The organism is Streptomyces sp. NPDC026301 (genome assembly GCF_055567935.1).
In genome coordinates this window covers 346013-367739 of the sequence record NZ_JBVHPN010000009.1, presented here as the reverse complement: position 1 = coordinate 367739, position 21727 = coordinate 346013, and the positions used below count along the sequence as shown (strand labels likewise).

Genomic DNA, 21727 nt, shown 5'->3' with positions numbered 1-21727 from the left:
GATAGGGCGGTGCTATAGGGGGCGGTGACGTGCGACGGAGCCCCGCCGACGAGGGTGTCGGCGGGGCTCCGAGGTGATGCGGGGGGGGACGGGTCAGACGGTGGCCTTGTCGCCCTTGGCGAGCGGGTCCGGGGCCTCGCCGTCGGCCTCGGGGGCCGGGCCGTGGGCGTCGTCCACCAGCGTTGTCTCGTCGAACGGGAGGCCGCCGGCCAGTACTTGCTGGACTCGGGGCTTGTCGATCTCCTTGGTCCAGGTGCCGATCAGAACCGTGGCGACCGCGTTGCCCGCGAAGTTGGTGAGGGCGCGGGCCTCGCTCATGAAGCGGTCGATGCCGACGATCAGGCCGACGCCGTCGACCAGGTCGGGGCGGTGCGACTGCAGGCCGCCGGCCAGGGTGGCCAGGCCCGCGCCGGTGACGCCGGCCGCGCCCTTGGACGCGATGATCATGAAGACGAGGAGGGAGATCTGCTGGCTGATCGGCAGCGGGGACCCCATCGCCTCGGCGACGAAGAGCGAGGACATCGTGAGGTAGATGGCCGTGCCGTCGAGGTTGAAGGAGTAGCCGGTCGGGACGGTGATGCCGACGACCGGCTTGCTGACGCCCAGGTGCTCCATCTTCGCGATCAGCCGCGGCAGCGCCGACTCCGAGGAGGAGGTGGAGAGGATGAGCAGGAACTCGCGGCCGAGGTACTTCAGGAGCGCGAAGATGTTCACGCCGGCGATGAGCCGCAGGAGCGTGCCGAGTACGACGATCACGAAGAGCAGACACGTGATGTAGAAGCCGACCATGATGACCGCGAGGGACTTCAGCGCGTCCAGGCCGGTCTCGCCGACCACCGCGGCGATGGCGCCGAAGGCACCGACCGGCGCGGCCCACATGATCATGGACAGCACGCGGAAGACCAGCTTCTGGAGGTGGCCGATGCCGCGCAGTACCGGCTCGCCGGCCTTGCCCATCGCCTGCAGCGCGAAGCCCACCAGCAGCGCGACCAGCAGGGTCTGCAGCACCTCGCCGGTGGTGAAGGCGGAGACCAGGGTGGTCGGGATGATGCCGAGCATGAACTCCGAGCTGGACTCGCCGCCGCCCGCGGTCTGCGCCTGGCCCGCGTGCCGGACCGTCTCGGTCAGGTGCAGCCCGGAGCCGGGCTCCAGGATGTTGCCGACGACCAGGCCGATGGCGAGCGCCACGGTCGACATGACCATGAAGTAGCCGAGCGCCAGGCCGCCGACCGCGCCGACCTTGGCCGCCTTCCGTACGGAGCCGACGCCGAGGACGATCGTGCAGAAGATGACCGGCGAGATCATCATCTTGATGAGGTTCACGAAGCCCGTGCCGAGCGGCTTGAGCTCCACGGCGACACCGGGGGCGATGAAGCCGACGGCGATGCCGGCCAGTACCGCGCCGATGACGGCGATGTAGAGGTAATGGGTCCGGTCACGCTTCTTCGGTGCGGGCGTGGCGGGCTCGCCGGGTGTCCCGCCGCCCGGCAGGATCGTTGCAGCCACGACTGCCTCCTGTCCTCGATTGTCCGGTTCTGCGTGCGACCTGCGGCTCTTGAACGCAAAACAAAGTCCCGGCGACTATGCACCCCCCTCTTGATCACGTCACCCTTACGTGCATTTCGTTCATGTAAACGTCAGCGGGCAAACTTATGCACATGCGCCTCCCCCGCCCCCGCAGCCTGGCCGGCCAGCTCTTCGCCGTGCAGGCCGTGCTGATCGCGGTCGTCGTGGCGGGCTGCGCCGTCTTCGCCTACCTGTCCGCGAGCGAGCAGGCGGAGGAGACCGCGCGCCGCCAGGCGACCGCCACCGCCACCTCCGTGGCCGACGCGCCCTACGTCGCGCGGGCGGTCCGCGCCCCGGACCCCACGAAGCTGCTGCAGCCCTACACCGAGCGGGTGCGCAAGGACGCGGGCGTCGCCTTCGTCGTGGTGATGGACACCGACAAGACCCGGTATACCCATACGAAGCCGTCCGCCATCGGCAAGAAGTACCTCGGACACATCGGCCCGGCGCTGCACGGCGAGGTCTTCCACGAGACCCACCGGGGCACCCTGGGGCCGTCCGTGCGGGTCGTGGCGCCGGTGCGCGCCGGCGGCCGGGTGATCGCCCTGGTCAGCTCGGGCATCACCGTCGAGACCATCAGCGGCGGGCTGCGCCGCCAGATGCTGTCGCTGATCGTGGTCGCGGCCGCCGCGCTGGCCCTGGGCGGCCTCGGCACGTACGTGATCAACGCCCGGCTGCGGCGCCACACGCACGGCATGAACGCCGCCGAGCTGAGCCGGCTGCACGACTACCACGAGGCCGCGCTGCACGCCGTACGCGAGGGGCTGCTGCTGCTCGACGGGCGGCGCGCGGTCGCGCTGATCAACGACGGGGCGCGCGAGCTGCTGGGCGTGGCCGGGGACGCGGTGGGCCGGCCGGTCGCGGACCTCGGGCTGCCCGCGCCGCTCACCGAGGCGCTGCTCGACCCCGCGCCCCGCGTCGACGAGCTGCACCTGACCGCCGACCGGGTGGTCGTCGTGAACACCTCGCCGGTCGACGGCGGCGAACAGCGCGGCACGATGGTCACCCTGCGCGACCACACCGAGCTGCAGGCGCTCTCCGGCGAGCTGGACTCCGTACGCGGCTTCGCGGAGGCGCTGCGCTCCCAGGCGCACGAGGCCGCCAACCGGCTGCACACCGTCGTCTCGCTGATCGAGCTGGGCCGGGCCGAGGAGGCGGTGGAGTTCGCCACCGCCGAGCTGGAGCTGGCCCAGGCGCTCACCGACCGGGTGGTGGGCGCGGTCGGCGAGCCGGTACTGGCCGCGCTGCTGCTGGGCAAGGCCGCGCAGGCGAACGAGTACGGCGTGGAGCTCACCCTGACCGAGGACAGCGGGATCGACGACGGGCTGCTGCCCGGCTGGCTGCCGGCCCGCGACCTGGTGACCGTACTGGGCAACCTCATCGACAACGCGATCGACGCGGCGGCCGGTGGGCGCCCGGCGGGCGAGCCCGGCCGGGTCGTGGTCACCGCGCGCGCCACGGACGGCGCGCTGCTGCTGCGGGTCGCCGACTCCGGGCCCGGCGTGGACCCCGACCACGCCGAGGAGGTCTTCCGGCGCGGCTGGACGACCAAGGCGGCGGGGCCTACGGTGCACGGCCGGGGCCTGGGTCTGGCCATCGTGCGGCAGACCGTGCGGCGGCACGGCGGTACGGTCACGCTGGAGCGGGCCCCCGAGGGCGGCGCGGCCTTCGCCGTCCGCCTGCCACTGCGGACGGAGCTGCGGGAATGACCTCACAGGACGACAGCGGGCGCACGCCCACGCGCCCGGAAAGACCCCTCCGGGTACTGGTCGTCGAGGACGACCCCGTGGCCGCCGACGCGCACGCGCTGTACGTCGGCCGGGTCGAGGGCTTCACCGTCTCCGGCACGGTGCACACCGCGGCGGCGGCCCGTCGCCACCTCGACCAGCACCCCGTCGACCTGGTACTGCTGGACCTCTTCCTGCCGGACGGGCACGGGCTGCAGCTCGTACGGACGCTGCGCGCGGCCGGGCACACGGCGGACATCTTCGCCGTCACCTCGGCCCGGGACCTGACGGTCGTCCGCGAAGGCGTCTCCCTCGGCATCGTCCAGTACGTCCTGAAGCCGTTCACCTTCTCCACGCTGCGCGACCGGCTGACCCGATACGCCGTCTTCCGCTCGGCGGCGGGCGAGGCCAGCGGCCAGGACGAGGTGGACCGGGCCATCGCCGCGCTGCGCGCGCCCCGCCCCGCCACCCTGCCCAAAGGGCTGACCCCGGCGACGCTGCGGGCCGTGACCGACGCGCTGCGGGCGGCGCCCGAGGGGCTGTCGGCGGGCGCGGCGGCCGAGACGGTGGGCATCTCCCGCATCACGGCGCGGCGTTACCTGGAGCATCTGGTGGACGCGGGGCGGGCGGTCCGGGCCCCGCAGTACGGCCACGTCGGCCGCCCCGAATTGCGGTATCGCTGGTCGGACCATTGACCTGACCAACCGGTCACCTTACGGTCACCGTGCAGCCCACCGTGGCCAGTTGGAGGTCGTACCGTGCGTCCTGCCGTCCCGCTGATGCTCCTCTCCGCCGTCCTCGCCGCAGGCACGCTGACCGCCTGTGGCGGCGGCTCCGGAAGTGACGCGAACACCCTCAAGGTCGCCTTCATCAAGGACACCAACAACAAGGTCACGGTCCGGGACGACTATGTCGGGATGGTGGCCAGGCAGTTCGAGAAGGCCCACCCCGGCAAGAAGGTGAAGCTGCTGCCGATCCAGGCGTCGGAGAACGACTACTACGCCAAGGTCCAGCAGATGATGCGCTCCCCGAAGACCGCGCCCGACCTGGTCTACGAGGACACCTTCCTGATCAACTCCGACATCGAGGCCGGGCTGCTGCGCCCGCTGGACCCGTACCTCGCCAAGTGGGAGGACTGGAAGCAGTACCAGCCCAGCGCCAAGGAGGCCGCCAAGGCGCAGGACGGCAAGACGTACGGCGTCCCGGACGGCACGGACACCCGCGGCCTGTGGTTCAACAAGAAGATCTTCGCGAAGGCCGGGCTGCCCGCCGACTGGCAGCCGAAGACCTGGGAAGACGTCCTCGACGCGGCCCGCACGGTCAAGAAGAAGGTCCCCGGCGTCATCCCGCTGAACGTTTTCACCGGCAAGGGCGCGGGCGAGGCCGCCGTCATGCAGGGCTTCGAGATGCTGCTGTACGGCACGGGCGACGACCCGCTCTACGAGCCCACGTCACAGAAGTGGGTGAAGGGTTCGCAGGGCTTCCGGGACAGCCTGCGCTTCCTCGACACGGTCTACTCCGAGAAGCTCGGCCCCGACGTCTCCGACGCGCTCAGCCCGAACATCCAGACCAACGTCGCCACCGAGCTGCTGCCCGAGGAGAAGCTGGCCATCGACCTGGACGGCTCGTGGCTGGGGCAGCAGTGGCAGCCCAAGGGCGGCGGCAAGCCGTGGCCGCAGTGGGCGAAGACGCTGGGCCAGGCGCCGTTCCCGACGCAGCACGGCGCGGCACCGGGGAAGGTCTCGCTGGCCGGCGGCTGGACCTGGTCCGTCCCACAGCGCTCTCAGAACCCCGACCTGGCCTGGCAGTTGATCGAGACGCTCCAGACGAGGGCGAACGCCCGGGAGTGGTGCCTGCGCGGCGCGCAGATCGCGGTGCGCAAGGACGTCGCGAAAGACCCGGAGTACCTCACCTCCATGCCCGGCATCGACTTCTTCACCGGACTGGTGTCGGTCAGCAAGTACCGTCCCGCGCTGCCGGCCTACCCGAAGGTCTCGGCGGCGATCGGCGAGGCGATGGAGTCGGTGACCACGGGCGACGCCTCGCCCGAGCAGGCCGCGAAGGCGTACGACGGTCAGCTGGCCGCGACCGTCGACGGCCGGGTCGTGACCAGGCGCTGAGGGACCGCTCCGATGCGACGCGCCCACCCGCTGCGCTGGCTGCCGCTGGCCCCCGCCACCCTCCTCCTGCTGCTCTTCCTCGCCGGCCCGATCGGCTACTGCGTCTACATCTCCTTCACGGACATGCAGCTGACCGGCCAGAAGTCCACGTCGTTCGTCGGCCTGGCCAACTTCCGCCACGCCTTCGCCGACCCGAACTTCCTCAACGCGGTCGTCCTGACCCTCGTCTTCACGGTGATCTCCTCGATCCTGGGCCACAACGTCCTCGGGCTGTCCCTGGCCGGGCTGATGCGGCGCGCCTCCAAGGCCGTCCGCACGGTCACCGGCGCGGTCGTGATCTGCGCCTGGGTGGTCCCCGAGATCGTCGCCGGCTTCCTCCTGTACACCTTCTTCGAACGCCGCGGCACCCTCAACGCGCTCCTCGACTGGCTCCAACTCCCCGCCCAGAACTGGTTGTTCACCCTCCCCATCCTCGCCGTCTCGTTCGCCAACGTCTGGCGCGGCACGGCCTTCTCGATGCTGCTCTACTCCGCGGCGCTCTCCGAGATCCCGCAAGAGGTCACCGAGTCGGCGGAGGTCGACGGCGCGACCAGCCGCCAGCGCCTCTGGCACATCACGCTCCCCATGATCCGCCGCTCCATCGCCACCAACCTGATGCTCAACACCCTCTCCACGCTCTCCGTCTTCGGGCTGATCTGGGCGATGACCCGCGGCGGCCCGGGCAACCGCAGCCAGACCCTCCCGGTCTTCATGTACGACCAGGCGTTCCTCAAGGCCCTGATCGGCTACGGCACCGCGGTCGCCCTGCTCCTCCTGCTGGTCGGCGCCCTCTTCTCCGCTTTCTACCTGCGCCTGCTGCGCGAGGAGGTCTGATGCGCCCCCTGCTGGGCCGGCCGGCGCGCCGGCGGCTGGCGGCCGACGCGGCACTGCTCGCCGTGGCCGCCGCGTTCGCCGTCCCCCTGCTGTGGATGGTGTCGGCATCCCTGGACGCGCACGCGACGCTGCGGGTACGACTCCCGGACGCGCCGACGGCGGACAACTTCGGGGCGGTACTGACCCCCGACGTCACCTTCACCCCGATGCTCAACAGCCTGCTGCTGTGCGGCGGCGGCACGGCCGTGACGGTGGTCTGCGCGGCGCTCGCCGCCTATCCACTCTCCCGCCACCGCTCCCGCTTGACCCGCCCCTACCTGCTCACCATCCTGTTCTCCAGCTGCCTCCCGATAACCGCGATCATGGTGCCGGTCTACGGCCTCTTCGTGCAGATCAACCTCATCGACACCCTGTACGGCACCGCCCTCTTCCTCGCCGCGGCCCAACTCCCCTTCGCGGTATGGCTGATGAAGAACTTCATGGACGGCGTGCCGAAGGCGCTGGAGGAGGCCGCCTGGACCGACGGCGCCTCCTGGCTCCAGACCCTGACCCGCATCGTCCTGCCCCTGATGGGCCCGGGCCTGACCGTCGTCGCCATCTACACCTTCATCATGATGTGGGGGAACTTCTTCGTCCCCTTCATGCTGCTGCTCTCCCCCGAGCAGCTCCCCGCCTCGGTCAGCATCTTCACGTTCTTCGGCAACTACGGCGCGATCGCCTTCGGCGAGCTGGCCGCCTTCTCCATCCTGTACTCCACCCCGGTCCTCCTGCTCTACATCCTGATCGCCCGCCGCCTGGGCGGCGGCTTCGCACTGGGGGGCGCGGTGAAGGGATGACCAAGCGCTCAGTAACGCAGGAGTTTGGCCGAGAATCCTCTCGCCAAACGGTCACGGTCCGTGAGAAAATCACCCACCGTCACGGGATCACTCTGAGCAACCCGTAGATTGCTACGAGTTTTCGAAGGAACCTGCAGAACTACCCGCGTAGACACATGTCGGTCGCTTACGGTGTGGCCGTGCACACGCCAGACAGGGGCGAGCGCCGCCCACCCTTCGACGCCCAGTCCGCCAAGCGCATGCGCGAGGCTCTCGGAATGACGCCCGCGCACGTCGCGTACGGCATCAACGCCGCATACGGAAAACCGATTCAGCCACGGATGATCGTCGCCTGGGAACGGGGCGAGGGGTCACCGACGGAGAGCGAGCTGAACGCGCTCGCGGGAGCGCTGTGGTGCGCGCCCGGCGACCTGCTCGGGACGCCCGACACCTTGCGTGAGTACCGGATCTCCCGCGGCATCGCCGCCGACGACCTCGCGCTGCGGATCGGCATGGAGATCCCGGCGTACGAGCGGATGGAGGCCACCGGCCAGTGGCAGGGCAACGACCGGCAGGCCGCCGCGCTCAAGGCCGAGCTGGAACTGCCGCTGCCCGCGCTGGTGCGGCTGACCGGCCGGGCCCAGCAGCTGGCGGAGATGCTGCGCGGCGCCGCGACCACCCGCTGGCAGGCGTACGTGCGCCCGGTGTGCAAGCTGCTCGGGCTGCCGAAGCCCGAGGTGCAGAAGGCGCTGGAGCACCTCTTCGAGGAGTACCACCGGCGGATGGCCGGGACCCTGGGCTGGGGCGGCGGCACCGAGAGCGCGGCGGAGTCCAGCGACGCGGGCCGGGAGTTCCTGCGCGACGTGCTCGACCATTTCTGGGAGCAGGTCGGGGAGGGCTGAACGGCCGGGCCCGCACGCCGGGCCCACGGAGGGCCCGGCGGGGGCCGGCGCTCAGCGGCTCGGCCGGATCAGAAGACCGACTCGGCCTCGCCCATGCGGTCCGCCGGCACGGTCTTCAGGTGGGTGACCGCCTCGGCGAGCGGGACCATCGTGATGTCCGTGCCGCGCAGCGCCGTCATCTTCCCGAAGTCGCCGCGGTGTGCGGCCTCGACGGCGTGCCAGCCGAAGCGGGTGGCGAGCACGCGGTCGTACGCGGTGGGAGTGCCGCCGCGCTGCACGTGGCCGAGGATGACCGGGCGGGCCTCCTTGCCGAGCCGCCGCTCCAGCTCGACGGCGAGCTTGGTGCCGATGCCCTGGAAGCGCTCGTGACCGAACTGGTCGATCTCGCCCTTCGCGTAGTCCATCGTGCCCTCGGCGGGGTGCGCGCCCTCGGCGACGCAGACGACGGCGAACTTCTTGCCCCGCGAGAAGCGCTCCTCGACCATCGTGACCAGGTCGTTCACATCGAAGGGACGTTCCGGCAGGCAGATGCCGTGGGCGCCGCCGGCCATGCCGGACTCCAGCGCGATCCAGCCCGCGTGCCGGCCCATGACCTCGACGACCATGACCCGCTGGTGCGACTCGGCGGTGGTCTTCAGGCGGTCGATGGCCTCGGTCGCGACGCCGACGGCCGTGTCGAAGCCGAAGGTGCGGTCCGTGGAGGAGATGTCGTTGTCGATGGTCTTCGGCACACCGACGACGGGCAGCCCGGCGTCGGCGAGCATCCGGGCCGCGGTGAGCGTGCCCTCGCCGCCGATCGGGATGAGCACGTCGATGCCGTACTCCTTCGACATGTCCTTGGCGTCCTCGCACGCCTGGCGCAGCCGGGCGCGCTCCAGCCGGGAGGAGCCGAGGATCGTGCCGCCGCGGGCGAGAATGCCGCCGACGGCGTCCAGGTCGAGCTTTCGGTAACGGCCGTCGAGCAGACCAGCGAAGCCGTCCTCGAAGCCGATGACCTCGTCGTCGTGCTCGGTGACGGCGCGGTGCACCACAGAGCGGATCACGGCGTTGAGGCCGGGGCAGTCGCCGCCCGCGGTCAGGACTCCGATACGCATCGTGCTGAGTCTCCTGTGCTCGATGTGGGTTCTGGTGAGCCGGTGCGATTGTTTCACGGGCCGGTGACCGGTGCCCTCACGCGTCTCGGGTACCCCGCCTCCGGGTACCCCGCACAGGGGCGGTCACCCGCCTCGAGCACCTCTCTTCGCCCACGGGTGCCCACCATGGACACTGGGAGAGCGGCTTATCCACTGGCGCAGGTATTGTCAAGGGGGGCAAGCCCGCCATAACGGGTAATTTTCCCCTGTGAGCAACGGAAAAGGACGGAGATCGCGCGTGACGCGGAGCGTGTACGTGACCGGCATCGGCCGCGGCGACGGCCGCCAGGTCATCGAGCTGGGGGTCATGGAGCTGCTGACCCGCCATGTCGACCGGGTCGGCGTCTTCCGGCCGCTCGTGCACGACGACGGCCCTGACCGCCTCTTCGACCTGCTGCGGTCGCGGTACCGCCTCACCCAGCCCGCCGACTCGGTGTACGGCATGGGCTACGAGGAGGCGAGCACCCTGCAGGCCGAGCGGGGCACCGACGAGCTGGTCTCGCACCTGGTGGACCGCTTCCACGCCGTCGCCAGGGAGTACGACTACGTCCTCGTACTGGGCACGGACTACGCCGACACCAGCCTGCCGGACGAGCTGAGCCTGAACGCGCGACTGGCGAACGAGTTCGGCGCCTCGGTGCTGCCGGTCGTCGCGGGCCGCGACCAGGAGTCGGAGTCCGTACGGGCCGAGGCCCGCAACGCCTACCGCGCCTTCGACTCCATGGGCTGCGACGTGGTCGCCATGGTCGTGAACCGGGTGGCCCCGGCCGACCGCGAGGCCGTCGTGGAGCGGCTGGCGGCGCACCTCCCGGTGCCCTGCTACGCGCTCCCCGAGGACGCCTCGCTCTCCGCGCCGACGGTCGGCCAGATCGTGCACACCCTGGGCGGCGAGATACTGCTCGGCGACGACTCGGGCCTGGCCAGGGACGCCCGCGACTTCGTCTTCGGCGGCGCCATGCTGCCGACGTTCCTCAAGGCGCTGACCGACGGCTGCCTGGTGGTGGCCCCCGGCGACCGCGCGGACCTGATCATCGGCTCGCTCGCCGCGCACAGCGCGGGCGCCCCGCCGATCGCGGGCGTGCTGCTGACCCTCGGCGAGCGCCCGGGCCCGGACATCCTGGCGCTGGCCGCCCGGCTCGCGCCCGGTACGCCGGTGATATCCGTGCCCGGCGGGTCCTTCCCGACGGCCGGCGAGCTCTTCGCCATCGAGGGCAAGATGAGCGCCGCCTCGCCGCGCAAGGCCGAGACCGCGCTCGGCCTGTTCGAGCGGCACGTGGACACCGTCGAGCTGACCAAGCGGATCTCCGTACTGAAGTCCGACCGCGTCACCCCGATGATGTTCGAACACGAGCTGATCGAGCGGTCCCGCTCCGGGCGCCGCCGCGTCGTGCTGCCCGAGGGCACCGAGGAGCGGGTGCTGCGCGCCGCCGACGTGCTGCTCCGCCGCGACGTGTGCGACCTGACGCTGCTGGGCGAGGAGGAGGCGATCCGCAAGCGCGCCGCCGACCTCTCCATCGACCTGGGCGAAGCGCAGATCATCGACCCGCAGACCGCGCCGGTGCGCGAGCGCTTCGCCGAGCGGTACGCCGAGCTGCGCGCCCACAAGGGCGTCACCCATGAGCTGGCGTACGACGTGGTCGCCGACGTGTCGTACTTCGGCACGCTGATGGTCCAGGAGGGGCTGGCCGACGGCATGGTGTCGGGCGCCGTGCACTCCACCGCCGCCACCATCCGGCCCGCCTTCGAGGTCATCAAGACCAAGCCGGACGCCCAGATCGTCTCCTCCGTCTTCTTCATGTGCCTGGCCGACCGGGTGCTGGTCTACGGCGACTGCGCGGTCAACCCGGACCCGAACGCCGAGCAGCTCGCCGACATCGCCATCCAGTCCGCCGCCACCGCCGCCCAGTTCGGCGTCGAGCCGCGGATCGCGATGCTGTCGTACTCCACCGGCACCTCCGGCTCCGGCGCGGACGTCGACAAGGTGCGCAAGGCCACCGAGCTGGTCCGCGAGCGCCGCCCCGACCTGCTGGTGGAGGGCCCGATCCAGTACGACGCCGCGGTGGACGCGAGCGTCGCCCGCACCAAGCTGCCAGAGTCCGAGGTCGCGGGCCGGGCCACCGTGCTGGTGTTCCCGGACCTGAACACCGGCAACAACACCTACAAGGCCGTGCAGCGGTCGGCCGGCGCGGTCGCCGTCGGCCCCGTGCTGCAGGGCCTGCGCAAGCCGGTCAACGACCTCTCGCGCGGCGCCCTGGTCCAGGACATCGTCAACACCGTCGCCATCACGGCCATCCAGGCCCAGGGCGGCACCGCCCCGACCGGCCGCTGAAGCCCTGTCCCCGTCTCCCGTACCTCCCGTGACCGAACGCTCCCGCAACCGAACCGAAAGCTTTTCCATGACTGCCGACGCCACCCGAGTCCTCGTCCTGAACTCCGGATCCTCCTCGCTGAAGTACCAGCTGCTGGACATGAACGGGGGCACCCGGCTGGCGGTGGGGCTGGTCGAGCGGATCGGCGAGCCGGCCTCGCGGCTGGTGCACACCCCGCTGGCCGCCGGCGGCGACAAGCGCGAGCGCTCCGAGCCGATGCCCGACCACGACGCCGCGCTGAAGGCCGTCGCGGACGAGCTGTCGGCGGACGGGCTGGGCCTGGACTCCCCCGAGCTGGCCGCGATCGGCCACCGGGTGGTGCACGGCGGGCTGCGGTTCACCGAGCCGACCGTCATCGACGACGCGGTGCTCAAGGAGATCGAGCGGCTGGTGCCGGTGGCGCCGCTGCACAACCCGGCCAACCTCACCGGCATCCGGACGGCCCAGCGGCTCCGCCCGGACCTGCCGCAGGTCGCGGTCTTCGACACCGCCTTCCACTCGACGATGCCGGAGTACGCGGCCCGGTACGCCATCGACGTGGAGACCGCGGACGCGCACCGCGTGCGCCGGTACGGCTTCCACGGCACCTCGCACGCCTACGTCTCGCGCGAGACCGCCAAGCTGCTCGGCAAGCAGCCGGAGGACGTCAACGTCATCGTGCTGCACCTGGGCAACGGCGCCTCGGCCTCGGCGGTGGCCGGCGGCCGCTGTGTCGACACCTCGATGGGCCTGACCCCGCTGGAAGGCCTGGTCATGGGCACCCGCTCGGGCGACATCGACCCGGCGGTGATCTTCCACCTGGAGCGCAACGCCGGGTTGTCCAGCGCCGAGATCGACGAGCTGCTCAACAAGAAGAGCGGGCTGGTCGGGCTGTGCGGCGACAACGACATGCGGGAGATCCGGCGGCGGATCGACGAGGGCGACAAGCGGGCGGCGCTCGCCTTCGACATCTACATACACCGGCTGCGCAAGTACATCGGCGCCTACACCGCGGTGCTCGGCCGGGTCGACGCCGTGGCGTTCACCGCGGGCGTCGGCGAGAACGCGGCGCCGGTGCGCGCGGCCGCGGTGCTGGGCCTGGAGGAGATGGGGCTGGCCGTGGACGCGCGGCTGAACGCCGAGCGGTCCGACGAGGCCCGGATCATTTCCCCCGAATACGCCCGGGTCGCGGTCGCCGTGGTGCCGACCGACGAGGAGCTGGAGATCGCCAACCAGACATACGCACTGGTCAGCGCCTAGTTTTCGGCGCTTCCGCCAGGTGGAATATTCCGCTCTGAAACAAACCGATAGGATTCAGCCCATGCGCCGTTCGAAAATCGTCTGCACCCTGGGCCCCGCCGTTGACTCCTTCGACCAGCTGAAGACGCTGATCGAGGCCGGTATGAACGTGGCCCGTTTCAACATGAGCCATGGCACCCACGAGGAGCACGAGGAGCGGTACCACCGGCTCCGCAAGGCCGCCGAGGAGACCGGCCGCGCCGTCGGCGTGCTCGCCGACCTCCAGGGCCCCAAGATCCGCCTGGAGACCTTCGCCGACGGTCCGGTGGAGCTGGTGCGCGGCGACGAGTTCGTCATCACCACCGAGGACGTGGCCGGTGACAAGACCATCTGCGGCACCACCTACAAGGGCCTGCCCGGCGACGTCTCCAAGGGCGACCCGGTACTGATCAACGACGGCAACGTCGCCCTCCAGGTGATCGAGGTCGACGGCCCCCGCGTGCGCTGCATCGTCATCGAGGGCGGCGTCATCTCCGACCACAAGGGCATCAACCTGCCCGGCGCCGCGGTGAACGTCCCGGCGCTGTCCGAGAAGGACATCGAGGACCTGAAGTTCGCCCTGAACATGGGCTGCGACCTGGTCGCGCTGTCCTTCGTGCGGGACGCCAAGGACGTCCAGGACGTGCACCGCGTCATGGACGAGGTCGGCCGCCGGGTGCCGGTGATCGCCAAGGTCGAGAAGCCGCAGGCCGTCGCCAACATGGAAGAGGTCGTCGCCTCCTTCGACGGCGTCATGGTGGCCCGCGGTGACCTGGCGGTGGAGTACCCGCTGGAGAAGGTCCCGATGGTGCAGAAGCGCCTGGTGGAGATGTGCCGGCGGAACGCCAAGCCGGTGATCGTGGCGACCCAGATGATGGAGTCGATGATCACCAACTCCCGCCCGACCCGCGCCGAGGCGTCCGACGTCGCCAACGCGATCCTGGACGGCGCGGACGCGGTCATGCTCTCCGCGGAGTCCTCGGTCGGCCAGTACCCGATCCAGACCGTCAAGACGATGTCGAAGATCGTCGAGGCGGCCGAGGAGGAGCTGCTGTCCAAGGGCCTGCAGCCGCTGGTCCCGGGCAAGAAGCCGCGTACGCAGGGCGGCGCCGTCGCCCGTGCCGCCGCCGAGATGGCCGACTTCCTCAACGGCAAGGCGCTGGTGGCCTTCACCAAGTCCGGTGACACCGCGCGCCGGCTGTCCCGCTACCGCGCGGCCCAGCCGATCCTGGCCTTCACCACCGACGTCTCGACCCGCAACCAGCTCTCGCTGAGCTGGGGCGTGGAGACCTACGTCGTGGAGCACGTCAACACCACCGACGCCATGGTCGACCTGGTCGACTCCGAGCTGCTGAAGCTCAAGCGGTACAACGCCGGTGACACCATGATCATCACGGCCGGTTCGCCCCCCGGCGTCCCCGGCACCACCAACATGGTCCGGGTGCACCACCTGGGTGCCTGACGGTCCCGCAGGTACGCGAAGGCCCCGCTCCTCTTCGGAGGAGCGGGGCCTTCGTGGTGCGGCTCCCGGAACGGGTCCGGTGGACCGGGCCGTGACGGCGTGGTGCTCAGCCGGTCATGTACTGCTGCAGGCCCGGGACGTGCAGGTTGCCGCCGAACTGGCCCGCCTGGTCGATGCTCACCTTGGTGAAGACCGCGAAGGGCGTGTTGATGGGCGGCGGGTGCTCCGGGTCGAACGTCACGGGGATCAGCCCGAAGAGGTTGCCCTGCAGCTTCTCGGTGTACATCGTCACCTTGCCGCCGCGGATCGTGGACGTGGAGCCCTTGCGCGCCTGGACGTGGTACTTCTTCCCGGACGCCGGGTCGTCGACGGTCTGGTGCAGGTCGCCGATGTCCACGCTGTCGGCGGTGAACTTCAGGGCCTGCTTGGTGTGGCCGCTCTGGGTGGTGACGTTGACTACCCCCTCGTAGTCCAGGCCGCGCAGGGTGAGCGCGGAGGACTCCAGGTGCCAGGGGCGGTCGGGCAGGGTGACGGGGGTCTGCTCGTCCTTGCCCTTCTGCTTGTTCTCGACGACGCAGGGGTAGCCCTTCTTGCCGTCGGCGTCCTTGCCGTCCAGACCGCCGCCGGGCAGGGCGTTGTCCGCCATGCCCACGGCGCCGTGGACGGTGTCGCCGACGGCCTTCGAACCGCCCTTGAGGGAGTCGCCGGCCTTGCCGACGCCGTCCTTGACGCCGTCGACGGTGTCCTCGACCGGCTTGGTGACCTTGCCGACGGCGGAACCGGAGTCCCCGGACGCGCTGTCCTTGGACGCGGTGTCCTCGGACGCCGACGGGGACGGGCTCGGCGAGGCGGACTCGTCGCCGGACTTGTCGCCGCCGCCCAGCAGACCGCCGAGCGCGTCACCGACGCCGCCCAGCAGGCCGCCGTCCTTCTTCTCCGCCTCGGGGGAGGCGGACGGCGAGGGCGTCGCGGAATCCGACGGCTCCTCGGTCTTCGGGGTGGCGGACGGCTCGGACGTCTTGTCCTCGTCCGCACCGGACGAGGGCGAGGCGGAGGGCTTCGCGGACGGCTCGGCGGACTCCTTGCCGTCCTTCGCGTCGTCCTTCTTGTCCTTGGCCTTGTCCTTGGACTTGGCGTCCTGCTCGTCCACCTTGTCCGGAGCGGTCACGCACGGACCGCCCCGGAAGGGGCTCTCCGGGGGCTTGGGCTTGGCCACGGCCAGCTGGGGCGTGAGCCCCATGCCCATGAGCACGGCGGAGGGCATGGCGGCGATCGCGATCGCCTTGCCGGCGGGTACGTGCAGCCGCGTCAGCAGCGGCTTCCGCGGCGCCGCGTGCCGCCCGGATCTCGCCCCGGCGGCTGCGCCCTCGTCGTGCAGCTCATCACCCGGCACGGTGCCTCCCGTTCGTCCCGTTGGTCGGGCTCTTACCTGACAGGTCGTCCAGTACGCCGCGCGAACCGCCCGCGCCGGCCGCCATGGGCCGGTCGCCGAACGGGCTGAACTCCTCACCGAGGCCGTCGTCCAGGCGCTTGGGCTCACCGTCGGTGTCCTCGGTGGAGGACGCGGCGGGCGCCGGCTTGCCGGGGGCCCAGGAGACCGCCAGCGCACCGCCGATCAGCCCCAGCAGGAAGCCGACCAGGAAGGCACCGAAGTTGGAGACGACCAGGGACACCAGCGACAGCAGGATCCCCGCAACACCGGCGAAGACCCGCGAAGCGGGCTGGAACCACATGGTCAGACCGAGCACGACCAGCAGCACGCCGATGATCAGCGAGCCCGCGCCCGCCGTCGTCGCCATGCGGACGGTCAGGGAACCGATCGTGAGGTTCGCGTAAGGGATGTACATGATCGGGATGCCGGCAAGCACGGTCAGCAACCCGCCCCAGTACGGGCGTTGTCCACGCCAAACCCGGAACGAACGGCGCTGCCGGCCGATTGTCTCGCTCAGCCGTGGTCGCGTGTCGGCGCTCATCTCGTACAGCTCCTCGGGACTGGCAATTCGGTGGTACGTGAGCTGATGATGCTCAGTGCTGCGGGGACCGGCGAACGGGCACAGGGACGCGGCCCGAAGACCTGACGATCGACTCCCCCGTGCCCGCGCGCTCAGTGCGTCAGTAGCACTCGTTCTTGCCCGCGGAGACCTTCATCTTCAGGCCGCTGAGCTTGAACGTTCCGGCCGTGGTCGCCCAGGCCGTCTGCTTGACGTGGGTCAGCGTGGCCGTGTCGGCTTCCTGGGCGAAGGAGCCGGGGTCGGCCTTGTCGCCCTTCTTGATGCCGGGGCCCTTGGACGACGAACCCGCAGCAACACCGATGTTGATGTTGTTGAAGGTCGCGTCCGCTTCCAGCTGGTCCAGGTCGATGTAGAGGTTCTTCGCCTCCACCGGCGTGGACCCGCCACCCGCCTGCAGCTTCATCGACACGTCACCGAAGACGGGGACGGGCACGACGACGGACTGGCAGAGGTTCTTGATCTTGGCGCTCGAGAACGCCGAGACCGCGACCGGGATCTGCTTGCCGCCCTTCTGGGCGTCAACGGCTCCGTACTGCAGGAAGCCGGTGCCGTCCAGGCGGTCGGTCGACACCTTGAACTGCTGGCCGGACACGCTGAACGACGCGGCGAGGGCACCCTGCGAAAGGGCGACTCCGATCGCGGCCGTCGCAGCGACGCTCGGCACCATGACGACGGCGAACCGCTTCCATCTGGTCCCGCCACGAGCCAGGGACTCCATGACTTTCCTCCTTCTCGGACGTACATCTCCGGCACCGGCCGCTCGGGTCATGGATACGGCCGCACCTGGGATGGGAGAAGTGCTACGTCCTCGGGAAGGAGAGCGCCCGCTTCGGAGGTCTTGCGTTCCGAACCGCCGGCGATCACCCCCGAGCGACAACCACTGGCCACGCTCTCGCGCAACCTCTCTGGACAGGCTCCGCCGGATTGGCGAAGACCCCCCTGTCCCGACCGGCGCCACTGCCGCCGGCCACTCGGTGGGGACCCACCCTCCGCGCCTCCCGGCCGGCTGCCGGACTGCGGGGTGATGGACCGAGCTTGGCTGATCGTGGTCCATTCGGGGCCGACGCACAAGGGGCTCGTTACCTACGAGTAACAGACAAATAACCGCCTCTGCACCGAGGGGAATCGGCCCGGCGCGGAGGGTCACCTTTAACGCGGAAGAAACATCCGGAAATTACGGCCAAAACACGCCAAGCCATCCCAGCGCTCTTACTCCAAGTAACAGCGGCCACGATTACCAAGATTTGGTAAAACGTGGCCGCCGTTCCGTTTGAGGAGGGAGGAGTTGGCGAGTCGTCAGAACAAGACGCGGGCCAGGGCGGTGCGGGCGCGCACGACGCGCGGGTCGTCGCCGCCGATGACCTCGAAGAGCTCCAGCAGCCGCACCCGGGCCGCCTCGCGGTCGTCGCCCGCCGTGCGCTTCACGACGTCGACCAGCCGCCCGAAGGCGTCCTCCACATGCCCGCCGACCAGGTCCAGATCGGCCGCGCGGATCTGCGCCTGCACGTCGGCCGGGCCCTCGGCCGCCTCCTTGCGCACCGCCTGCGGGTCGAGGTCCTGCACGCGGTGCAGCAGCTCGGCCTGCGCGAGGCCCAGCTTCGCCTCGGCGTTGGCCGGGTCGTCGGAGAGCACGTTCTTGTACGCCTGGATGGCGCCGCCGAGGTCGCCGGAGTCCAGCGCCTGGGTCGCGGCCTCCAGCAGCGCGTCGTACGGACCGGCCGGGACGGGCGCCTCGACGGGCTCCTCGTCGCCGAGCTCCGCGGGGTCGACGGGCGCGCCGACGATGCCGAACTGCTGCTCGGCGGCCTGCACCAGCTGGTCCAGCACCTGCCGGATCTGCGCCTCCGGGGCCGCGCCCTGGAACAGCGGGATCGGCTGGCCCGCGACGACGGCGAACACCGCCGGGATGCCCTGCACACCGAACTGCTGGAAAAGGGCCTGATTGCTGTCTACGTCGATCTTGGCGAGCACGAACTTGCCGGCGTACTCCGCCGCCAGGCGCTCCAGCAGCGGGCCCAGCTGCTTGCACGGCTCGCACCACTCGGCCCAGAAGTCGATGACGACCGGGACTTCGGTGGAGCGCTGCAGGATCTCCTGCTGGAAGCCCGCCTCGTCGACGTCGACCACGAGCCGGCCGCCCGTCGGGGCCTGACCCGTACGCGCCGCCTCGGCGCGTGACTGCTCCGCTTTCTGCTTCGCTTCCCCGGCCGCCTTCACCGCGGCGAGGTCGACCACTCCACTCATGGACATATTGCGTGGCTGCATGGTCCCATCCTCCCCCCTGAGCGGGCCGTTCCGGAAAGCGGTGCGGAAAATCCAGGGCCCCCATGGCCCTGGATTCCGCGAGGTGAGCTCCGCGTCCTGCCGCGCGTCCCGCCGGATTGCCTGAAGCGGGCCGGAGGCGGAGCTCTGTGGTGGTCCCGAGGAGGACCGTTCTGCGGTCCCGAGAGGACCTGTCTGTGGTGGCCGGGGTCCCCACCCGCGGCCGATGTGGCGTCGCTCTTTCGCTACGAGTCGTAGCGTAACTCTCCGGTCCCCCGCCGCCGCAACCATGCGGGGCCGCCGCGCTCGTGATCTCTCTCACCCGCCGCGCGCGCCCCGCGCCTACCGGCCGGTATGGTCGGCCGCATGCAGTGCTCTCCCACCGGCCCCCGCAAGGGGCGCGCCCGCCCCGGAGGCCGCACGGGACGCCCGCGCAGCGCCGAGGCCGACGCCGCGATCCTCGACGCCACCCGCGCGGCCCTCGTCGAGCTGGGCTGGGGGAAGCTCACGATGGGCGACGTGGCCGCACGCGCCAAGGTCGCCAAGACCACGCTGTACCGCCGCTGGGCCGGCAAGAACGAACTGGTGCTGGACGCCGTCGCGGTCCTCTTCGACGAGCTGGAACTCCCCGACCGGGGCTCCCTGCAGGACGACATCGAGGGCGTCGTGCTGCAGTTCGCCGCGCTGCTGGCCCGCCCGGAGACCAAGACCGCGCTGATGGCGGTGGTCGCCGAGTCCACCACGGACGACGCGCTGCGCGCCCGGATCCGCGAGGCCGTCGTGGAGCGCCAGAAGCGGCTGGTGGTGCAGGGCCGGCAGCGCGCCCAGCGGCGCGGCGAACTGCCGCCGGACGGCGGCGGGTCCGAGGGCGCCGCGGCGGCGGCACGCCACGTGGACCTGATCTTCGACGTGATCGCGGGCGCGGTGGTGCACCGCGCGCTGGTCAGCGGCGAGCCGGTGGACGCGGCCTGGGCGGCCCGCTTCACCACCCTCCTGCTCGCCGGGCTGGGCGGCCTGGAGAGCAGGGACTGAGCGCGGGCCGCACCGCGGTTCTCAGACCTGGTAGCGCTCCCCCGCGAACAGGTGCAGATGCCCGCCGACCCAGTCCGAGGTCCGCCGCAGCCCCACCTCCAGGGAGACCTGCGGCTGCCAGCCGGAGAGCTCCCGGGCCCGCGCGTTGTCCGACAGCAGCCGCTCCACCTCGCTGCCCGAGGGGCGCAGCCGCGCCGGGTCCACGACCACCTTCGCCTCCCGGCCGGAGGCCGCGATCAGCTCCTCCGCGAGCTGCCCGATGGAGATCTCCCGCCCCGTACCGAGGTTGACGACCTCCCCCACCGCCCGGTCGCACTCCGCGAGCGCCAGGAACCCCTCGGCGGTGTCCGTGACGTAGGTGAAGTCGCGGGTCGGCGTCAGGGAGCCGAGCCGGATCTCCCGGGCGCCGGAGTGCAGTTGGGCGAGGATCGTGGGGATCACGGCGCGGGCCGACTGCCGGGGTCCGTAGGTGTTGAACGGGCGGACCACGGTGACCGGCAGCTCGAAGGCGTGCCAGTGCGAGAGCGCCAGCATGTCGGCGCCGATCTTCGAGGCGGAGTACGGGGACTGCGGCTGGAGCGGGTGGTTCTCGGCGATGGGCACGGTGCGCGCGGTCCCGTACACCTCGCTGGTGGAGGTGTGGACGAGCCGCCGCACGCCGTGCAGCCGGGCCGCCTCGCACACGTTCTCCGTACCGACCACGTTCGTCTGCACGTACGCGCCGGGCGAGTCGTAGCTGTACGGGATGCCGATCAGCGCGGCGAGGTGGAAGACCGTGTCGCAGCCGGCGACCGCGTCCCGAACCCGGCCCGCGTCGCGGACGTCGCCCGCCATCATCTCGACCGGGCTGTCCGGGCGCAGATAGCGCGCGAGGTGGCCCTTCTCCGCGTACGGCTTGTAGTGGACCAGGGCCCGGACCCGCGCGCCGCGCGCGACGAGCAGGTCGACGAGCGTGGAGCCGATGAACCCCTCGGCGCCGGTGACGAGGACGCGGCGGCCCTTCCAGGGGTTGTGCTGCGTGGTCATGCGTACTCCTTCGAAGAGAGCGGGTTCGTGGTGGGGGTGGCACGCCCTGCCAGCCGGAGGACCTTGTCCGCCAGCAGATCGGCGGCGCGGGCGTGGGTGCCCGGGTCGGCCGCGGCGCCCATCGCCGCCAGCCGGGCCGGGTCGTCCAGCAGGGGGCCGACGACGGCGTCGAGGCGCTCGGCGGTGGTCTCGGCGTCCGGCAGCAACAGCGCGGCGCCGGCGTCGGACAGCACCCGCGCGTTGTGCGTCTGGTGGTCGCCGGGGGCGTGCGGATACGGGACGAGGACCGCGGGCATCCCGATCGTGGCCAGCTCCGCGACGGTCGCCGAGCCGGCCCGGCACACCACCAGGTCGGCGGCGGCGTAGGCGAGGTCCATCCGGTCCAGGTAGGGGACCGCCTCCGCGACCGCCGCGCCGCCCTCGGCGACCAGCCGCTCGCGCGCCGCGTCCAGCGCGTCGGGGCCGGTCTTGATCAGCATCCGCAGGTCCGCACGGTGGCGGTGCCGGGCGGCCAGCCCGAGCGCTGCCTCGGTGAGCCGCGCCGCACCCAGGCTGCCGCCATTGACCAGCAGCAGCCGGGCGCCGTCCGGGACGCCCAGCGCCCGGCGGGCCGGTCCCCGCAGCGCCTCCCGGTCCAGCCCGGCGAGCGGCCCGGCCAGCGGCATGCCGACCGTCTCGGCCCGCTCGCCGCCCGGCAGGTGCGCGCGGCTGCGGTCGAAGGCGAGCGCGATGTGCGGGGTGAGCCGGGCGGCGAACGTGTTGGCCCGGCCCGGTACCGCGTTGGACTCGTGGATCAGACTCGGCAGCCCCGCCAGCCGGGCGCCCAGGATCACCGGCGCGCTGGGATAGCCGCCCATGCCGACCGCGACCTGCGCGCCCTGCGCCCGCAGGATCGCCCGGCACTGGGCGCCGGACTTCAGCAGCGCGGCGGGCAGCAGATAGCGCCGGGCGCCCAGCGCCGGGTCGAAGGGGATCATGTCGACGGTGTGCAGGCGGTAGCCGGCCCGCGGGATCAGCCGCGTCTCCAGGCCGCGTTCCGTACCGACGAAGGAGATCACCGCGTCGGGCACGGCGCGGCGCAGCGCGTCGGCGAGGGCGAGCCCCGGATAGATGTGGCCACCGGTGCCGCCGGCCCCGATGACAACAGAGAGAGATGTGCGCATGGCCGCCA

At 71.2% G+C, this 21727-nt stretch carries 18 protein-coding genes; 10 read left to right on the top strand and 8 right to left on the bottom strand.

The features are described from left to right. Window positions 1-93 precede the first annotated feature (93 nt). The gene (locus ACZ4MH_RS18795; RefSeq protein ID WP_467754574.1) at window positions 94-1506 is read right to left on the bottom strand and encodes a cation:dicarboxylate symporter family transporter; all 1413 of its coding nucleotides are present in this window, start codon (window positions 1504-1506) and stop codon (window positions 94-96) included. A 152-nt stretch (window positions 1507-1658) separates the two neighbouring features. Here ACZ4MH_RS18795 and ACZ4MH_RS18790 point away from each other — a divergent pair, with 152 nt between their 5' ends. The 6 genes from ACZ4MH_RS18790 to ACZ4MH_RS18765 all read left to right on the top strand — a co-directional run bounded on the left by ACZ4MH_RS18790 (window position 1659) and on the right by ACZ4MH_RS18765 (window position 8003). Further along, window positions 1659-3275 (top strand): sensor histidine kinase, encoded by a 1617-nt coding sequence (locus ACZ4MH_RS18790; RefSeq protein WP_351591679.1) that lies wholly within the window; start codon window positions 1659-1661, stop codon window positions 3273-3275. Continuing rightward, window positions 3272-3988, top strand: a complete 717-nt coding sequence (locus ACZ4MH_RS18785; RefSeq protein WP_351591682.1) for a response regulator — start codon at window positions 3272-3274, stop codon at window positions 3986-3988. Before ACZ4MH_RS18790 ends, ACZ4MH_RS18785 begins: the two co-directional genes overlap by 4 nt. Window positions 3989-4051: 63 nt before the next feature. Beyond that, window positions 4052-5413, top strand: coding sequence for an extracellular solute-binding protein (locus tag ACZ4MH_RS18780; protein WP_351591685.1), 1362 nt, complete (start codon window positions 4052-4054; stop codon window positions 5411-5413). A gap of 12 nt (window positions 5414-5425) precedes the next feature. After that, window positions 5426-6286: a carbohydrate ABC transporter permease gene (locus ACZ4MH_RS18775; RefSeq protein ID WP_351591688.1), complete on the top strand. Its 861-nt coding sequence runs from the start codon at window positions 5426-5428 to the stop codon at window positions 6284-6286. Beyond that, entirely contained in the window at window positions 6286-7122 is an 837-nt protein-coding gene (locus ACZ4MH_RS18770; protein ID WP_351591691.1) for a carbohydrate ABC transporter permease, read from the top strand. Before ACZ4MH_RS18775 ends, ACZ4MH_RS18770 begins: the two co-directional genes overlap by 1 nt. 179 nt (window positions 7123-7301) lie before the next feature. Next, window positions 7302-8003: a helix-turn-helix domain-containing protein gene (locus ACZ4MH_RS18765; RefSeq protein WP_351591694.1), complete on the top strand. Its 702-nt coding sequence runs from the start codon at window positions 7302-7304 to the stop codon at window positions 8001-8003. A gap of 68 nt (window positions 8004-8071) precedes the next feature. Here ACZ4MH_RS18765 and ACZ4MH_RS18760 read toward each other — a convergent pair whose 3' ends face one another. Further along, the gene (locus ACZ4MH_RS18760; RefSeq protein ID WP_351591697.1) at window positions 8072-9097 is read right to left on the bottom strand and encodes a 6-phosphofructokinase; all 1026 of its coding nucleotides are present in this window, start codon (window positions 9095-9097) and stop codon (window positions 8072-8074) included. Window positions 9098-9374: 277 nt separating this feature from the next. Here ACZ4MH_RS18760 and pta point away from each other — a divergent pair, with 277 nt between their 5' ends. From pta to pyk, 3 genes are all read left to right on the top strand, one after another. Then, window positions 9375-11465: a phosphate acetyltransferase gene (gene pta, locus ACZ4MH_RS18755; RefSeq protein ID WP_351591700.1), complete on the top strand. Its 2091-nt coding sequence runs from the start codon at window positions 9375-9377 to the stop codon at window positions 11463-11465. A 67-nt stretch (window positions 11466-11532) separates the two neighbouring features. Then, window positions 11533-12744, top strand: coding sequence for an acetate kinase (locus ACZ4MH_RS18750; protein ID WP_351591703.1), 1212 nt, complete (start codon window positions 11533-11535; stop codon window positions 12742-12744). Window positions 12745-12805: 61 nt separating this feature from the next. Then, entirely contained in the window at window positions 12806-14224 is a 1419-nt protein-coding gene (gene pyk, locus ACZ4MH_RS18745) for a pyruvate kinase (protein WP_351591706.1), read from the top strand. Window positions 14225-14330: 106 nt separating this feature from the next. On the opposite strand, the gene ACZ4MH_RS18740 is transcribed toward pyk, so the two are convergent. From ACZ4MH_RS18740 to ACZ4MH_RS18725, 4 genes are all read right to left on the bottom strand, one after another. Further along, window positions 14331-15617 (bottom strand): hypothetical protein, encoded by a 1287-nt coding sequence (locus ACZ4MH_RS18740; protein ID WP_351591709.1) that lies wholly within the window; start codon window positions 15615-15617, stop codon window positions 14331-14333. Continuing rightward, window positions 15607-16197 carry a DUF6114 domain-containing protein gene (locus tag ACZ4MH_RS18735; protein WP_351591712.1) on the bottom strand — a complete coding sequence of 197 codons (591 nt, stop codon included), beginning with the start codon at window positions 16195-16197 and terminating at the stop codon, window positions 15607-15609. Before ACZ4MH_RS18735 ends, ACZ4MH_RS18740 begins: the two co-directional genes overlap by 11 nt. Window positions 16198-16336: 139 nt before the next feature. Beyond that, window positions 16337-16954 carry a DUF6230 family protein gene (locus ACZ4MH_RS18730; RefSeq protein ID WP_351591715.1) on the bottom strand — a complete coding sequence of 206 codons (618 nt, stop codon included), beginning with the start codon at window positions 16952-16954 and terminating at the stop codon, window positions 16337-16339. Window positions 16955-17532: 578 nt separating this feature from the next. Continuing rightward, the gene (locus ACZ4MH_RS18725; protein WP_351591718.1) at window positions 17533-18501 is read right to left on the bottom strand and encodes a tetratricopeptide repeat protein; all 969 of its coding nucleotides are present in this window, start codon (window positions 18499-18501) and stop codon (window positions 17533-17535) included. Window positions 18502-18864: 363 nt separating this feature from the next. Here ACZ4MH_RS18725 and ACZ4MH_RS18720 point away from each other — a divergent pair, with 363 nt between their 5' ends. Then, window positions 18865-19530 (top strand): TetR/AcrR family transcriptional regulator, encoded by a 666-nt coding sequence (locus ACZ4MH_RS18720; protein ID WP_351591721.1) that lies wholly within the window; start codon window positions 18865-18867, stop codon window positions 19528-19530. A gap of 21 nt (window positions 19531-19551) precedes the next feature. Here ACZ4MH_RS18720 and ACZ4MH_RS18715 read toward each other — a convergent pair whose 3' ends face one another. Both ACZ4MH_RS18715 and ACZ4MH_RS18710 read right to left on the bottom strand, forming a co-directional pair. After that, the gene (locus ACZ4MH_RS18715; protein WP_351591724.1) at window positions 19552-20556 is read right to left on the bottom strand and encodes a GDP-mannose 4,6-dehydratase; all 1005 of its coding nucleotides are present in this window, start codon (window positions 20554-20556) and stop codon (window positions 19552-19554) included. Next, window positions 20553-21719 (bottom strand): UDP-N-acetylglucosamine--N-acetylmuramyl-(pentapeptide) pyrophosphoryl-undecaprenol N-acetylglucosamine transferase, encoded by a 1167-nt coding sequence (locus ACZ4MH_RS18710; protein WP_467754573.1) that lies wholly within the window; start codon window positions 21717-21719, stop codon window positions 20553-20555. The genes ACZ4MH_RS18715 and ACZ4MH_RS18710 overlap by 4 nt, the downstream gene beginning before the upstream one ends. Window positions 21720-21727 lie beyond the last annotated feature (8 nt).

Bases quoted from the DNA above. Each gene is read 5' to 3' on its own strand.
- ACZ4MH_RS18735 (WP_351591712.1), bottom strand. From the start codon at position 16,197: ATGAGCGCCGACACGCGACCACGGCTGAGCGAGACAATCGGCCGGCAG.
- ACZ4MH_RS18785 (WP_351591682.1), top strand. From the start codon at position 3,272: ATGACCTCACAGGACGACAGCGGGCGCACGCCCACGCGCCCGGAAAGA.
- ACZ4MH_RS18775 (WP_351591688.1), top strand. From the start codon at position 5,426: ATGCGACGCGCCCACCCGCTGCGCTGGCTGCCGCTGGCCCCCGCCACC.
- ACZ4MH_RS18770 (WP_351591691.1), top strand. From the start codon at position 6,286: ATGCGCCCCCTGCTGGGCCGGCCGGCGCGCCGGCGGCTGGCGGCCGAC.
- ACZ4MH_RS18760 (WP_351591697.1), bottom strand. From the start codon at position 9,097: ATGCGTATCGGAGTCCTGACCGCGGGCGGCGACTGCCCCGGCCTCAAC.
- ACZ4MH_RS18730 (WP_351591715.1), bottom strand. From the start codon at position 16,954: ATGGAGTCCCTGGCTCGTGGCGGGACCAGATGGAAGCGGTTCGCCGTC.
- ACZ4MH_RS18725 (WP_351591718.1), bottom strand. From the start codon at position 18,501: ATGCAGCCACGCAATATGTCCATGAGTGGAGTGGTCGACCTCGCCGCG.
- ACZ4MH_RS18790 (WP_351591679.1), top strand. From the start codon at position 1,659: ATGCGCCTCCCCCGCCCCCGCAGCCTGGCCGGCCAGCTCTTCGCCGTG.
- ACZ4MH_RS18750 (WP_351591703.1), top strand. From the start codon at position 11,533: ATGACTGCCGACGCCACCCGAGTCCTCGTCCTGAACTCCGGATCCTCC.
- pyk (WP_351591706.1), top strand. From the start codon at position 12,806: ATGCGCCGTTCGAAAATCGTCTGCACCCTGGGCCCCGCCGTTGACTCC.
- ACZ4MH_RS18710 (WP_467754573.1), bottom strand. From the start codon at position 21,719: ATGCGCACATCTCTCTCTGTTGTCATCGGGGCCGGCGGCACCGGTGGC.
- ACZ4MH_RS18715 (WP_351591724.1), bottom strand. From the start codon at position 20,556: ATGACCACGCAGCACAACCCCTGGAAGGGCCGCCGCGTCCTCGTCACC.
- ACZ4MH_RS18720 (WP_351591721.1), top strand. From the start codon at position 18,865: ATGCAGTGCTCTCCCACCGGCCCCCGCAAGGGGCGCGCCCGCCCCGGA.